Source organism: Streptomyces sp. DSM 120436, from assembly GCF_055778765.1.
In genome coordinates this window covers 38,691-53,904 of the sequence record NZ_JBSKBS010000004.1, presented here as the reverse complement: position 1 = coordinate 53,904, position 15,214 = coordinate 38,691, and the positions used below count along the sequence as shown (strand labels likewise).

Genomic DNA, 15,214 nt, shown 5'->3' with positions numbered 1-15,214 from the left:
GATCCTTCCGGGCCGGACCGGCACGGCCGTGACGCCGCCCCGCCGCCGATGACGGCGTCGCCGCGGCCCGGTGTCCACAAAGCGGCGCCGAGTGCTCCCCGGCCAGCGGCGCGGACGGGCGGACACCGCGATGCCCGGGCACTGCCGGAACCGTCCTGCCGCGGCGCCGGTCCCCGGCCGACGGCACCGGCAACTCCGGTCGCCGGGCCGGCCCGCCGACCCCTGACAGCCGTGTTGACGCTCTGTTCTGGTTACCTCACCTGACTCCTTCTGCCACATTCGTTTCGCTAATCTGTTTCAATCGTTCGGTCGCTAGAGTCGCTGTGGGGGATGCGGATGGCTGCTGAGCTGCGGATTCGGCGCAGCGACCCAGGAGATTCAGGCATCCGCCAGGCCACCTCTCCCCGGTCGGCCCAGCTCTTCGTCCCCGGCAGCGGGCGGGCGTGGCGGTGTCTGCTCCTCCCGGGAGGCGCCGCATGACGGCCGGCGGTCAGCACGGTCTCTTCGACGCGCGGGCGGTCGCCGGGCAGATCCTCGCCCAGAGCGCGCTGGAAGCCCGTGAGCGCGGGGAGACCGCCGAGGCGGTGGCCGCGGCCGGGGGAGAGGTGACGCCGGCCGGGCTGCTTCCGGACACGCTCAGCGACCGGGGCAACGCCAAGCTGTTCGTCAGGCTCTACGCCAACGACTACCGGCACGTGCCGGGCCTCGGCTGGTTCCGGTGGGACAGCACCCGCTGGCAGATCGACGAGGACGACACGGTGCTGTGGGCCGCCGGAGACCTGGCGGAGTCCCTGGCGGTCACCGATCCGCGCGGTGTGCACAGCACCAGCGCGTTGCAGCAGCACCGGCGGCGGGCGTTGAGCACCAGCGGCATCAACGCGATGCTGGCGCAGGCCAGGACGGCGCCCGGCATGGTCCTCAACGCGGCGCTGCTGGACGCCGACCCGTACGCGCTGTGCACACCGGCCGGGATCGTGGACCTGCGCACGGGACTGCTCCGGACCCCGGACCCCGACCGGGACTTCCATTCGCGCTCCACCACGGCCGCCCCCCGGCCGATGCCCACGCCCCGCTGGCACCGGTTCCTCACCGACACGTTCGGAGAGGGCCGGGAGGGCGTGGAGATGATCGACTTCCTGCAGCTGCTGCTGGGCTACTCGGTGACGGGGGACGTGGGCGGGCAGGTCATGCCGTTCCTGTTCGGTTCGGGCAGGAACGGCAAGTCGGTGCTGCTGGACGTCTTGATGAAACTGCTCGGCGACTACGCGGACGCCGCTCCGCCGGGGTTCTTGATGGCCCGTCCGTACGAGGGGCATCCCACGGACCTCGCGGAGCTGCACGGGCGCCGGGTCGTCGTGTGCAGCGAGGTCAAGCCGGGCGACCGGTTCGACGAGGCCCGGGTGAAGCTGCTGACGGGTGGCGACCGGATCAAGGCGCGCCGGATGCGGCAGGACTTCTTCAGTTTCGAGCCGACGCACAAGCTGTGGCTGCTGGGCAATCACCGGCCGGAGGTGGGCACCGGGGGGTTCGCCTTCTGGCGCCGCATGCGGCTGATCCCCTTCGAGCGCGTCGTGCCCCACGATCGCAAGATCGACAACCTGGCGGACGTCCTGGTGACCGAGGAGGGGCCGGGCATCCTCAACTGGCTGATCCTGGGCGCACGCCGTTACCTGGGCGGCGAGAAGGACCTCACCGGACCCGAACGCGTCCGGATCGCCACCACCGCGTACGCGGAGACCGAGGACCACACCGGACGCTTCCTGAGCGAATGCTGCCGGCTCGACGGGAGCCTCAGAGCGGAACAGGCCCAGTTCTACGCGGCGTACAAGGCGTGGTGCCACCGCGAGGGGGCCCCGGCCGTCTCGTCGCGCGCCTTCGCGGCACGGGTCCGGGAGACGGTGGGGCTGGCGTCGCCCAAGGAGATGATCCTGTCCAACCAGCGCAAGTACTACCCGGGCATCGGTCTGGTGGTTGACGAGGAGACGGCGTGAGCTCCCTCATCGCGGAGGACGAACTCGTGCACGAGGCCGGTTTCGTGTGGCTGGAGGACATCGGCGCGCTCGACTACGTCCGTCAGAGCCTGGACCGGCTGCCCACCCGCCGCGGCAGGCCCGCCTACCACCGTGACGGCCGCATGGTCGGCTACGCCCTGCTGCGGCCCGACGCCAAACCGTCCCGCTCCTCGGGCACCTTCCGCCGCCGGGTGTTCTGGCTGCTGCCGCACGACCGCGACACCGAACCCGACGGCCTCTACGCGACCGGCGCACCGGCCGAGGCGGTGGACCCCCGCACCCTGACCCCCGGCAGCAAAGGACGCAAGACCCAACGCTCCGAGGACGGGCCCTCCCGGCAGCCGTGCGCGAGCCGGGCGTCACGCTGCCGCTGCGGCCGGCGCCGGCCGTCCGCGCCCCCGGGCAGGCGCTCGGGGACACCATGAAGAAACCGGCCATTCGGTTTGATAGGATGGCGTCCCCTCGCGTGCTCGCGCGGTGGGACACGCGGCGGGGACATCGGCACCCGCAGGCACCGTGCGCCGGTCCGCACGGCTCGACGTAGGCGGTCCCCATGGTTTTGCGGCACTTGCGTCTCATCGCGGTGAACATCGACGGAGTGCTGCTGAACGACACGTTCAGCCCCGTTATCCACCGGTTCGTGGCCGACCTCGGCGGTGTCTACACCGCCGAGGTGGAACGCGCGCTGCTGTCGCAGCCGCAACTCGAGGCCGCCGCGGCTCTCGGCATCCCGGGGGTCACGCCCGAGGAGGTCGTGGAGGCCTACTTCCGCAGGCGGGAGGAGTACCTCCGGGAACATCCCGTACGGGTGCTGGACGGCGCCGGCGCCCTCCTCGGCCGGCTGCGCGCCACGGGGGCGGCCCTGGTCTGCTACGGCGGGCTCGGGCGCTCCCATTTCGACCGTCATCTGGGCTCGTACGCGGAGCACTTCGACGGCCCCCGGTACGTGTGCACCGACGGGTTCCGTCCCGGCGTCCGGGAGATCGCCGAGGACGTCTTCGGGCTCCGGTGCGACCAGGCGCTCTTCATCGACGACGTGGCGCGCGTGGCCGAGGCCGCACGGGCCCTGGGGGCGGCGTTCATCGGGCATCCGACCACCTACGAGCACAGCTTCCAGCGGCGGTTGATGCGTGAGGCCGGGGTCCGTCACCTGGTCGGTTCGCTCGACGCGATAGACGAGCGGTTGCTGCGCACGGTGGACGCCGAGGCCGCGGCCGGATGTCCGTGACCGAAATATTGGCTCAACTTTGACTACCCGGTAAGGTACAATCCGGACGGTTTGTTTTAATGTGAATCGCCGCTTCGGAGCGCGACGAACTCGAAGTGAGGTCCCATGGCCCAGCAGGAACGAGCGGTCAGGACCCGCCGCGCAGTACTGGAGGCAGCCGCCATTGTCTTCGCGGAGCACGGGTACGCCGCGGCCACGGTCGCGGACATCCTCAAGACCGCGGGAGTGACCAAGGGCGCCCTCTACTTCCACTTCGACTCCAAGGAAGCGCTGGCCAGGGGCGTCCTGGAGATACAGACGGACCAGCCCCTGCCCGAGCACGAGATCAAGCTCCAGGAGATGGTGGACCTCGCCATGACGGTGGCCCACCGGCTGGTGCACGATTCGATCCTCCGGGCCGGCGCCCGGCTCTCGGCGGATCCCAACGGCCGCAAGCACTACGGCAGCGCTTGGCCGATGTGGGTCGACATGCTGACGGAGATCCTGGCCGAGGCCCGCCGACGCGGGGAGACCCTGCCCCACGTGGTGCCGCGCGAGGTCGCGGAGATGCTGGTCAGCGCATTCAACGGCGTACAGCTCTACGCCCAGCTCGAGACCGGCCTGAACGACGTCGAGCAGCGGGTCTCGATCCTGATGAAGCACCTGCTGCCCTCCATCGCCTCCCCCGCGGTGCTGATGCGACTGGACGTGGCCCCGGACCGCGGGGCACGCCTGCTCGGCGAGTCGGCACCCGTGCCCGAGCCGGTCTGACACGTCGCCTCCAGGAAGAGCCGAGGCTGTCTTGAGCCCTGCGATGCACTGTGGGTCGCAGGGAAGGAGGGGCCGTGGACAGTGCCGGGGACAAGATGGTGGCCCTGCTGAGGATCGAGCGCGGGCAGGCAACCGAGGAAGAGCTCGCCGCGGTCGCCGTGACGCTGTTCTCGGTGGTCTCCAGACGCGGGGACGGAGCCAGGAGCGCTGACCGGGGCCGGTCCGCCGCGCACTGGCACCGGCCGTGGCGCACCGGGGTCTACCGGGCGCCGCACAGCTGGAGATGACGTGCCCGCCGGGCGGTGCCGTGGCCCAGCCGCCTGCTTCCCGGACGGGAACCGCGCCAGCGGTTTGTTGTTGCGGCGTGCGCCGTCCCCACGGGCCGCGTCCGCGTCGACCGAGAGGAAGAGGACTGTCATGGCGACGGTGATGGAACCCTCCGGGCTCCGGGCGGGGCCGGCCGATGCGCGCGGACGCGTGGCCGAACTGCACGAGATCCGTGCCGGGGCACTGGCCGGGCCGAGCGAGAAGGCGACCCGGGCGCAGCACGCCAAGGGGAAGCTGACTGCGCGGGAGCGCATCGAGCTGCTGCTGGACGCGGGGTCGTTCCGTGAGGTGGAGCAGTTGCGCCGGCACCGGGCCTCGGGTTTCGGTCTGGAGGAGAAGAAGCCCTACACCGACGGTGTGATCACCGGCTGGGGGACGGTGGAGGGGCGGACGGTCTTCGTCTACGCCCATGACTTCCGGATCTTCGGCGGTGCGCTGGGGGAGGCGCACGCCACGAAGATCCACAAGATCATGGACATGGCCATCGCGGCCGGTGCGCCGCTGGTGTCGCTGAACGACGGTGCGGGCGCCCGGATCCAGGAGGGTGTGTCCGCGCTGGCCGGGTACGGCGGCATCTTCCAGCGCAACACCAGGGCGTCCGGGGTGATCCCGCAGATCAGCGTGATGCTGGGCCCGTGCGCGGGCGGTGCGGCCTACAGTCCGGCCCTGACGGACTTCGTGTTCATGGTCCGTGAGACCTCGCAGATGTTCATCACCGGCCCGGACGTGGTCAAGGCGGTCACCGGTGAGGAGATCACCCAGAACGGCCTGGGCGGCGCCGACGTGCACGCCGAGACCTCGGGTGTGTGTCACTTCGCCTACGACGACGAGGAGACCTGCATCGCCGAGGTGCGCTACCTGTTGTCGCTGCTGCCGCAGAACAACCGGGAGAACCCGCCGCGGGTGGAGGGTTCCGACGCCGCCGACCGGCGCAGCGAGGTGCTGCTGGACCTGGTGCCGGCGGACGGCAACCGCCCGTACGACATGGCGAAGGTGATCGAGGAGATCGTCGACGACGGCGAGTACCTCGAGGTCCACGAGCGGTGGGCGCGCAACATCATCTGCGCGCTGGCGCGGATGGACGGCCAGGTCGTCGGCATCGTCGCCAACCAGCCCCAGGCCCTGGCGGGGGTGCTGGACATCGAGGCCTCGGAGAAGGCCGCCCGCTTCGTGCAGATGTGCGACGCGTTCAACATCCCGATCCTGACCTTCCTGGACGTGCCCGGCTTCCTGCCGGGTGTGGACCAGGAGCACGGCGGCATCATCCGGCACGGCGCGAAGCTGCTGTACGCGTACTGCAACGCCACGGTGCCGCGGATCAGCCTGATCCTGCGCAAGGCCTACGGCGGCGCGTACATCGTCATGGACAGCCAGTCCATCGGCGCCGACCTGACCTATGCCTGGCCGACGAACGAGATCGCGGTGATGGGCGCGGAGGGCGCGGCGAACGTGATCTTCCGCCGGCAGATCGCCGAGGCCGAGGATCCCGAGGCCATGCGGGCGCGCATGGTCAAGGAGTACAAGGCCGAGCTGATGCACCCCTACTACGCGGCCGAGCGCGGGCTGGTCGACGACGTGATCGACCCGGCCGAGACCCGCGAGGTGCTGATCCGTTCGCTGGCGATGCTCCAGACCAAACACGCCGACCTGCCCTCCCGCAAGCACGGCAACCCGCCCCAGTAGCACCTGCGCGCGACGGACGGGCCGCGGTGCGGGTTCCTCACGGCCGCTGCGGCCGCTCGTCCTGGAGGTGCGGGACCGCGAGTGGGGTGCGGCTGCCCATGTTCAGCCGCACCCCTCCGTACGGCCATGTGCACCCGGAACAGCGGAGGGGGAGGGGCGAGGCGAGGACACCGAAGGTGTGGAGCGCGAGGCGGGGCATGCGCCCCCCGAGCGGAGGAGCCGAAGGGCGCGTCCGAGCGCGGATCCGCACAGGACCGAGCGAAGGCGGTCCCGTCGACGGGCCTGCCGGAGTTGCGTTTCGACCTCTTACGCGGCCGGTGCCTGCGTGCGCTGGGACTGAGCGTCGGCTCGGCGTACCTCGCCCGCGGCGGACACCATTAGGCTGCACGCGCGCCCCGACACCGTCTCCCGGCGGCCGGAGCGCATCACCGAACTCCTCGGCAGCGACTGGCAGAAGCCGGGACAGGCCCTGGAGGTGCAGCAGGCGCCGCGGTTGCAGCGCACCCGGGGGGTGCTTCCAGGACCGGTCCCCGTACACCCGACGAGGGACGGTGAGCCGGGTCGGGAGGACCGGCCGGAGGAGCCCGACGACCGACCGGAAGAGCCCGGACTGCCGGAAATCGTCGCTCGTTGGCTGGTCCACACCACCTCAGGGCGACCAAGATCGGTGTACCTGACAAATAGCCCGTGGAGTTCCGGACCGCCCCTGACGGGAGCACGGACGCTGGTGGTGCGGCGAGCGGACGAGCCCGCCGGACGAGCAGCTCACGAACGGGAGCATGAACCGAGTGAACAGCATCGTAGCCAACGCCCACCCGGCTCCGGCCATCCACCAGAGCACGACGCCGCGTCGCCACACCGACGCCATCCCCACCGTGACGCCCGAGGACGCGCGCTACCCCGACATGATCAGGGGTCACGGCAACAACCGGCACGTGGCCTCTCCCGAGGCGATCCGCCTGCCCTCCACCACCGGGCAGGTCATCGAGATCGTCCGGGAGGCGGTCCGCGACAACAAGCGCATCGCGGTCCGCAGCGGCGGCCACTGCTTCGAGAACCTCGTCTTCAACGACGAGACGGAGATCATCGTCGACCTGCGGCTGATGGACCACGTCGGCTTCGACGACGACCGCGGCGCCTTCGTGGTCGAGCCCGGCGCCACGCTCCTGAAGATCTACGAGACGCTGCACATCGGCTGGGGCGTCACCCTCCCGGGCGGCGGCTGCTACGCCACGGGTGCCGGCGGCCACTTCTCCGGCGGCGGATACGGCATCCTCTCGCGCAAGCACGGCGTCCTCAGCGACCACCTCTACGCCGTCGAGGTCGTCACCGTCGACGAGCGGGGCGAGGTGCGCGCCGTCGTCGCCACTCGCGACCCGGAGGACCCGAACCACGACCTGGCCTGGGCCGTCGCCGGCGGGGGAGGTGGCAACTTCGGCGTGGTCACGCGCTTCTGGATGCGCAGCCGCGGCGCCGAGGGCAGCCCGGGCGACCTGCTGCCGAAGGCGCCGTCCACCGTCTTCTCCATCTTCGCGGCCTGGTCGTGGCAGGACATCACCGAAGAGGCCTTCGCCACCTTCATGACCCGGTACGCCGACTGGTCCAGGACCCACGGCAGCCTCGACTCGCCCTACATCGACATGGGGCACTGGATCTTCCTGCAGCACGCCGACTCGGGCACCTTCAACGTGGTCGCGCAGATCGACTCGACCGTGCCGGACGCCCGCAAGCTGGTGGACGACTTCATCGCGTTCGTGTCCGACGCGCTGGGCGTGCAGCCGCACCGCACCAACATCACGGAGCAGCCGTTCCTCAAGGCCACCGCGCAGACCATGACCGCCGGCGAGACGATCACCAGCCCCAGTCTGCGGACCTCCCACAAGTCGACCTACATGAAGGACGCCTTCCCCGAGCACCAGGTGCGGACGATCTACCGGTACCTGACGAAGACGGTCAATCCCAACCCGTACAGCTTCCTGGTCATCAACTCCGTCCGCGGACAGATCAGCGCCTTGGACGACCACGCCACCGCCGCGGCCCACCGGGACGCCCTCTGGCTGGTCTACTTCGAGTCGTACTGGCACAGGGCCGAGGACGACGAGCGGAACGTCACCTGGCTGCGGTCCTTCTACCAGGACCTGTACGCCGACACGGGCGGCGTCCCGGTGCCGAACGACGTCACCGACGGCTGCTACGTCAACTACCCGGACAACGACCTGAGCGACCCCACGTTCAACCGGTCCGGGGTGTCCTGCTACGAGCTGTACTACAAGGACAACTACCCGCGGCTGCAGCGCGTCAAGGCGAAGTGGGACCCGCGGAACTTCTTCCGCCACCCCCAGTCGATCGAGCTGCCGGACAGCTGAGCGGCACAGCACGGGCCGGGCGGGCGCGCGGCGCCCCGCCCGGCCCACGCGTTCGTGGCGCGCCGTACGACGGCACGCCACGCCGTCCGCGGGTCGGCTCCCGGCGTCACCCCTTCCGTCGTCGCCACGGCTGCCCCGCCCCGGCCCCGGCCGCCGTCGCCGTCGTCGCCGTGGTCCGGCCCGGCACCGGGTCAGGAGGCCTGCCGCGCCTGCGGGGCCGCCGCGGAGAGCACGGCGACGGCGTGCGCGGCCGAGACGAGGGTGGTGTGGCGGTGCCAGCCGCTGTAGGAGCGGCCGACGTAGTCACGGACGCCCACCTGACACGTCACCTCGTCGAAGTCGCGGTCGACGCGGCGCGCGGCGTCACCGAAGCGCAGCACCGAGGCGGCCGGATGGGGCAGGTCGGTCAGCCACATCTCGGCCGGCCCGCGCCGTCCCGGAGCGTTCACACCGACCAGCGACAGCGGTGCCCCGCCCGGGCCTGCCCCCGGCACCCGCACCCCGACCGCCGCCACCAGCGCGGTCCTGCGGACCGCGGGCAGCGCACGTGAGACGGTCTCCAGGCGGGCCATGGGCCGGAACAGGGCCCGCGCCGCCTGCATGATCTCCGGAGCGGTCAGCAGGTGCGCGCCGTGCCCGGTCAGTGCGGGATCGTGCACCGTCAACGGCAGGTCGCCGTGGACCCGCACCATGGCCGGGAAGCCCATGGCGCGCAGGCCGCGCACCGTGGCGGCGGGGTCGGCCTCCTCGATGTCGACGACGACCGGCTGCGCCGGCAGCTCCCAGGCGGCCAGGCTCTCCCGGCAGGCCGTCAGCACACAGTCGCCCAGCGTCTCGGGCCCCACCTCGCACGGGATGGAGGCTTGGTTGCGGCGCAGCCCGTCCTTGATCCAGGCCTGCGGCAGATGCAGCCGCCAGCTGAACGGCGCCGTGATGGTGCCGGCGACGCCCCACACCCCCACGGCACGCTGGGCGTTGAGCGCCTGTCCCTCGTCGACCGAGAAGTACCGGCTGACTCCCACCGAGTGACGCCCCACCTTCGGGATCGTCATCAGGCGCGCGACGTAGGCCTGCGGCGGCGCGAGGCGGGTCAGGTACCCGGCCAGGGACCGGCGCACCGGAATCCAGTCCCAGGTGGAGCTGCAGATGAAGTGATGGAGGCTCTGGCCGGTGCTGCTGCCTTTCAGCGCCGCCATGTTCCGTATCGACTTACGGCCGCGGGTGGAGAGCAGTCCGTGGACGTACTCCATGCCGCGGCGCCGCTGGTCGCTGCGGCGCAGCGTCGCAAACAGCTCCGCGCCCAGGTCGTCGAGCGCGTCCCCGAGCACGGCTTCGGGCCGAATGAGAGCAGTACTCATATGACTCCTCGGTCGATTCCTTTCACGCCCTGCGGACCGCTCAATTCACGCCGTGCGGTCGGTTCGATTCACGCCGTGCGGTCGGCTTCACATTAGGAGTCGGAGGTAGCCGTAATGAATGACAAGGGCCTGGCAAGGTTCAGCGGTTGGGGCGCCCTCGGTACATGACTGCTTCGAGCCCGAGCACCCTGAGACGGTTGACCGGTGACACACCTGGACAGCACAGTCTGCTGGGGAGTTGAGCCACGCAGCGGAGACGGGTGAAAATGGGACGCACAAAGAAGGTCATCCTCGCCGAACCGCGCAGTTTCTGTGCCGGTGTGCGCCGGGCCATATCGATTATCGAGCTGGCGTTGGAACGCCATGGAACTCCGCTTTACGTGCGCAAGGAAATCGTGCACAACCACTATGTGGTGCGGCAGCTGGAACAGCGCGGCGTGCGGTTCGTGGACTCCGAGGAGGAGGTGCCCGAGGGGGCGGTGTGCGTGTTCTCCGCGCACGGCGTCTCGCCCCAGGTGCGGCGCAACGCGCAGGCCCGCCGGCTGGACGTGATCGACGCCACCTGCCCGTTGGTGTCCAAGGTGCACCAGGAGGCCAAGCGGTTCGCCCGGGAGAGGCGCACGCTCCTGCTGGTGGGCCACGCCGGGCACGAGGAGGTCGAGGGGACCTTCGGGCACGCGCCCGACCGCACGGTGATCGTGGAGACCGTGGAGGATGCCGAGCGGCTGGACCTGCCGGCCGACACCCCGGTGGCCTTCCTCACCCAGACGACGCTGTCGGTGGACGAGACGCGCGACATCATCGAGGTGCTGCGCCGCCGCTTCACCGATCTGCGGGGTCCGGGGACCGACGACATCTGTTTCGCGAGTCAGAACAGGCAGGACGCCGTCAAACAGGTCGTGCCGCGCTCGGACCTGATGCTCGTGGTCGGTTCCCGGAATTCCAGCAATTCGCTTCGGATGGTCGAGGTGGCGCGGCGGCTCGGTGTTCCCGCCTATCTTGTCCCGGACGTCACGGAATTCGACGAGAGCTGGCTTGAAGAAGTGTCGGTGGTGGGACTGAGTGCAGGTGCCAGCGCCCCGGAGATCCTCGTCAACCAGGTTCTGGAAAGGCTCGCGGAACTCGGTTACCGCGATATCGAGATCGAGCAGGTGGCGCAGGAGGACGTGGTTTTTCATCCGCCGACGCACCTCATCGACACGGCGAAGGCCGGCTGACCGGCCGGACAGGAGAGGGAGCAATTGATGACGACCGCGGTGACGGACCGGATCACAGTGCGCGACGCCCGTGCCGAGGTGCTGCGCAGGGCCGAGCGACGTCTCGGCGAGCTCCTCGCCGACGAACGCGCCCGCTGGAGCGGTGTCGACGAACGGGGGGCGGTGCCCGTGGACACGGTGACCTCCCTGGTCGACGCGGGCGGCAAGCGGCTGCGCCCCGCCTTCTGCGTGACCGGGTACCTGGCCGCGGGAGGCGACCCCGACGATCCGGCGGTGGCGGACGCCGCCTCCGCCATCGAGCTGATCCACACCGGCGCACTGCTGCACGACGACGTGCTCGACGCGTCCGACACCCGCCGCGGGGCCCCCGCGGCGCACGTCCGGCACGCCACGGTCCACGCGGAGCGCGGCTGGCGGGGCGAGTCACGCCGCTACGGCGAGGGCGTGGCCCTGATCTCCGGTGTGCTGGCCATGCTCTACGCCGACCGCCTCACCCGCGACCTGCCGCCGAGCGCCCGTGACGTGTGGGGCGAGATGGTCACCGAGATCCAGGTCGGCCAGCACCTGGACGTGGCCGTGGCCGCGGAGGGGGTGATCGCGCCGGAGCTGTCGCGGTGGATCGCGATCTGCAAGTCCGGCCGCTACAGCATCACGCGTCCCCTGCTGCTGGGCGCCGCGCTCGCCGGACGGCCCGACCTGACGGCCGCGTTCGAGGAGTACGGCGAGTGCCTCGGGCTCGCCTTCCAGCTGCGCGACGACCTCATCGGCGCGTTCGGCGACAGCACGGTGGCCGGCAAGCCGGTCGGACTGGACCTGGAGCAGCACAAGATGACACTGCTCCTCGCCGAGGCCGCGGAGCGCGACCAGCAGGTGCGCCTGCTCGTCAACCGCCCCGAATGGGACACCGCGGCGCTGCTCGACCTGCTCGGCGAGAGCAGGGCCCGGATCGAAGAGCGCATCGACGCGCTCGTGGAACGCGCCGGCGCGGCCCTCGACCAGGCCGCGATCGAACCGGTGTGGCGGGAGGAACTGAGTGAGATGGCCTTCGAAGTCGCCTACCGGGACCGGTGATCGCATGCCGTTGCTGGAGACCGTGCACGGCCCGGAGCGCCTCCGGGAACTGAGCGCGGAGGAACTGGTCGCGCTCGCCGCGGAGATCCGCGCCTTCCTCGTCGACCGGGTCTGTGCGACCGGCGGACACCTCGGCCCCAACCTCGGGGTGGTGGAGCTGACCCTCGCCCTGCACCGGGTCTTCGACTCGCCCCGCGACCGGCTGCTGTGGGACACCGGTCACCAGGCGTACGTGCACAAGATCGTCACCGGGCGGGCGGCCGGGTTCGACCGGCTGCGCCGGCAGGGCGGCCTGTCCGGCTACCCGAACCCGGCGGAGTCCGAGCACGACCTGGTGGAGAACTCCCACGCGTCCACGGCGCTGTCGTACGCCGACGGCCTGGCGCGCGCCGACGCCCACCAAGGGCGCACCGACCGGGCCGTGGTCGCCGTCATCGGCGACGGGGCGATGACCGGCGGCATGGCGTGGGAGGCCCTGAACAACATCGCGGGCGGACCGGACCGGCCGCTGGTCGTCGTGCTCAACGACAACCAGCGCTCCTACGCCCTCACCCAGGGCGGCTTCGCCGACCACCTGGGGAAGCTGCGTGCCGGACAGCAGGGCGTCCCCGGCCTGTTCGAACAGCTGGGCCTGGCCTACCTCGGCCCGGTCGACGGGCACGACGTGCCGGCGCTGGAGGAGACGCTGCGCCGCGCACGGGACCTGCGCAGGCCCGTCGTCGTGCACGTGGTCACCGAGAAGGGCCGCGGGTACACGGTGACGGAGTGGAACGAGCTGGACCGGGGCCACGCCATCAAGCCGATGGACCCCGAGACGGGCCGGCCGCTGCAGGGTTCCACCGGGCCGTCGTTCACCTCCGTCTTCGGACGCGAGCTCGTCCGCATCGCCGAGCGCCGGCCGGACGTCGTGGCGATCACGGCGGCCATGCCGGAGCCGACGGGGCTGCTGCCGATGCAGGAGCGCTTCCCGAAGCGGGTCATCGACGTCGGCATCGCGGAGCAGCACGCGGTCACCATGGCCGCGGGCATGTCCCTGGGCGGCGTCCACCCGGTCGTCGCCATCTACTCCACCTTCGTCAACCGCGCCTTCGACCAGCTGCTGATGGACGTGGCGCTGCACCGCAGGGCCGTGACGTTCGTCCTCGACCGGTCCGGTGTCACCGGCGACGACGGTCCCAGCCACAACGGTATGTGGGACCTGTCGGTGCTCCAGGTGGTGCCGGGGCTGCGGATCGCCGCTCCGCGGGACGGCGCCCGCCTCGCCGAGCTGCTCGCGGAGGCCGTCGAGTGGGAGGAGGGCCCGACCCTGGTGCGCTTCCCCAAGGGCCCGACGGGCGACGACATCCCCGCCAGGACGACGTTCGCCGGCATCGACGTACTGCACCGCGCGGGACCGCTCGACGTGCTGATCGTCTCGGTCGGAGCGCTGGCCCCGGTGGCGCTGCAGGTGGCCGAGGTGCTGTGGGCGCAGGGCATCGGCGCGACGGTCGTCGACCCGCGCTGGGTGACGCCGGTCAGCCCGACGCTCGCCGACATGGCGCGCCGGCACCGCCTCGCCATCACCGTCGAGGACAACAGCCGCACGGGTGGCGTGGGTTCGGCCGTCGCCCAGTTCCTGCGCGACGAAGGGGTGCGCACGCCGACGCGGGAGTTCGGCATCCCCCGGCGCTTTCTCCGGCACGGCAGCCGCGCCGAGGTGCTCTCCGGCTGCGGACTGACCGCGCAGGACATCGCCAGGGCCGTGGTGGAGGAGATCAGTGGTCCGGTGCGGGACCGCATCGACACCGGAAGTGTCTACTTCCAGCAGGAGACGGCCCGCCTCATCGAGCAGGAACGCGGAGGGGAGACACGATGACGACGGTCGGTCTCGGAATGCCGTCGGTCAGGCCGGAGGCGGTTCTGCCGCCGCTGGCCCGGCGACGCGAGTCCCGCCGGATCATGGTGGGTTCGGTGCCGGTCGGCGGGAACGCGCCGGTGTCGGTGCAGTCCATGACGACGACCGTGACCGCGGACGTCAACGCCACGCTGCAGCAGATCGCCGAACTGACGGCGGCGGGCTGCCAGATCGTCCGGGTCGCGGTCCCCTCCGCCGACGACGTGGCCGCGCTGCCCGCCATCGCCAAGAGGTCGCCGATCCCGGTGATCGCCGATATCCACTTCCAGCCCAAGTACGTGTTCGCGGCCATCGACGCCGGATGTGCCGCCGTGCGCGTCAACCCGGGGAACATCAAGAAGTTCGACGACAGGGTCGGTGAGATCGCCAAGGAGGCGGCGAACGCCGGCATCCCGATCCGCATCGGCGTCAACGCCGGCTCGCTGGACCGCCGGCTGCTCGAGAAGTACGGCAGGGCCACCCCGGAGGCGCTGGTCGAGTCGGCGCTGTGGGAGTGCTCTCTCTTCGAGGAGCACGGCTTTCGCGACATCAAGATCTCGGTCAAGCACAACGACCCCGTGGTCATGATCGCCGCGTACCGGCTGCTCGCCCGGCGCTGCGACTACCCCCTGCACCTCGGGGTGACCGAGGCCGGTCCGGCCTTCCAGGGCACGATCAAGTCCGCGGTGGCGTTCGGAGCACTGCTGTCCGAGGGGATCGGCGACACCATCCGGGTCTCCCTGTCGGCGCCGCCGGTGGAGGAGGTCAAGGTCGGCACGCACATTCTGGAGGCGCTGGCCCTGCGCGAGCGGGGTCTGGACATCGTCTCCTGCCCCTCCTGCGGGCGGGCACAGGTGGACGTGCACACCCTGGCGGAGAAGGTCTCGGCGGCGCTGGAGGGGTTCCCCGCGGCGCTCCGGGTGGCCGTCATGGGCTGTGTCGTGAACGGGCCGGGCGAGGCCAGGGAGGCCGACCTGGGCGTGGCGTCCGGCAACGGCAAGGGACAGATCTTCGTGAAGGGGAAGGTGATCAAGACCGTTCCGGAGTCGCAGATCGTCGAGACGCTGGTGGAGGAGGCCGTGCGGATCGCCGAGGAGCGCGGCGAGTCGGTCGACGGGGCGGGGCCGGTGGTCGTCACCCCGTCCTGACCCCACGCCCCCTTCGTGCCGACGACGGTCCGCGGGTCGCCCGCGGGCCGTCGTCGCGTGCCGGGGAGTTGACATTCTCCGTGGCCCTTCAGGAAGGTTTTGCGTCAACCAGCCGTGCCCCGCTCGCGTCCGCGACGGCGCGCCACCGGCTCGGGCAGCGGCCCGACGGCAGGGAACGCAC

At 71.0% G+C, this 15,214-nt stretch carries 11 protein-coding genes and 1 pseudogene; 11 read left to right on the top strand and 1 reads right to left on the bottom strand.

Annotated elements, in window-relative coordinates:
- Positions 1–476: 476 nt before the first annotated feature.
- From ACWH4W_RS31880 to ACWH4W_RS31850, 7 genes and pseudogenes are all read left to right on the top strand, one after another.
- On the top strand, positions 477–1,991 hold the full coding sequence (locus ACWH4W_RS31880) for a DNA primase family protein (RefSeq protein ID WP_473079346.1): 1,515 nt from the start codon (positions 477–479) through the stop codon (positions 1,989–1,991).
- Positions 1,988–2,385 (top strand): annotated as a pseudogene (locus ACWH4W_RS31875) (DUF6009 family protein); the annotation flags it as partial. The gene ACWH4W_RS31880 and the pseudogene ACWH4W_RS31875, both read left to right, overlap by 4 nt.
- Positions 2,386–2,565: 180 nt before the next feature.
- A complete protein-coding gene (locus ACWH4W_RS31870) occupies positions 2,566–3,240 on the top strand; it encodes an HAD family hydrolase (protein ID WP_473079345.1) in 675 nt (224 codons plus the stop codon).
- A 105-nt stretch (positions 3,241–3,345) separates the two neighbouring features.
- Entirely contained in the window at positions 3,346–3,990 is a 645-nt protein-coding gene (locus ACWH4W_RS31865) for a ScbR family autoregulator-binding transcription factor (RefSeq protein WP_473079344.1), read from the top strand.
- A 74-nt stretch (positions 3,991–4,064) separates the two neighbouring features.
- Positions 4,065–4,277: an acyl-CoA carboxylase subunit epsilon gene (locus ACWH4W_RS31860; protein ID WP_473079343.1), complete on the top strand. Its 213-nt coding sequence runs from the start codon at positions 4,065–4,067 to the stop codon at positions 4,275–4,277.
- Between the two features lie 190 nt (positions 4,278–4,467).
- Positions 4,468–6,000 (top strand): acyl-CoA carboxylase subunit beta, encoded by a 1,533-nt coding sequence (locus tag ACWH4W_RS31855; protein ID WP_473079408.1) that lies wholly within the window; start codon positions 4,468–4,470, stop codon positions 5,998–6,000.
- A gap of 779 nt (positions 6,001–6,779) precedes the next feature.
- Positions 6,780–8,366 (top strand): FAD-binding oxidoreductase, encoded by a 1,587-nt coding sequence (locus ACWH4W_RS31850; protein WP_473079342.1) that lies wholly within the window; start codon positions 6,780–6,782, stop codon positions 8,364–8,366.
- Between the two features lie 191 nt (positions 8,367–8,557).
- Here the strand turns inward: ACWH4W_RS31850 and ACWH4W_RS31845 are convergent, their stop codons facing one another.
- Complete coding sequence (locus ACWH4W_RS31845) at positions 8,558–9,724, bottom strand: IS701 family transposase (protein WP_473079341.1); 1,167 nt, start codon at positions 9,722–9,724, stop codon at positions 8,558–8,560.
- A gap of 266 nt (positions 9,725–9,990) precedes the next feature.
- Between ACWH4W_RS31845 and ispH the strand changes: the two genes are divergently transcribed.
- Genes ispH through ispG form a run of 4 tightly spaced genes read left to right on the top strand, consistent with a single transcriptional unit; the run spans position 9,991 to position 15,033 of the window.
- A complete protein-coding gene (gene ispH, locus ACWH4W_RS31840) occupies positions 9,991–10,941 on the top strand; it encodes a 4-hydroxy-3-methylbut-2-enyl diphosphate reductase (RefSeq protein WP_473079340.1) in 951 nt (316 codons plus the stop codon).
- Between the two features lie 27 nt (positions 10,942–10,968).
- Positions 10,969–12,012 carry a polyprenyl synthetase family protein gene (locus tag ACWH4W_RS31835; RefSeq protein WP_473079339.1) on the top strand — a complete coding sequence of 348 codons (1,044 nt, stop codon included), beginning with the start codon at positions 10,969–10,971 and terminating at the stop codon, positions 12,010–12,012.
- Positions 12,013–12,016: 4 nt separating this feature from the next.
- Positions 12,017–13,867 carry a 1-deoxy-D-xylulose-5-phosphate synthase gene (locus ACWH4W_RS31830; protein WP_473079338.1) on the top strand — a complete coding sequence of 617 codons (1,851 nt, stop codon included), beginning with the start codon at positions 12,017–12,019 and terminating at the stop codon, positions 13,865–13,867.
- Positions 13,864–15,033 (top strand): flavodoxin-dependent (E)-4-hydroxy-3-methylbut-2-enyl-diphosphate synthase, encoded by a 1,170-nt coding sequence (gene ispG, locus ACWH4W_RS31825; protein WP_473079337.1) that lies wholly within the window; start codon positions 13,864–13,866, stop codon positions 15,031–15,033. The genes ACWH4W_RS31830 and ispG overlap by 4 nt, the downstream gene beginning before the upstream one ends.
- The last annotated feature ends 181 nt before the right edge of the window (positions 15,034–15,214 follow it).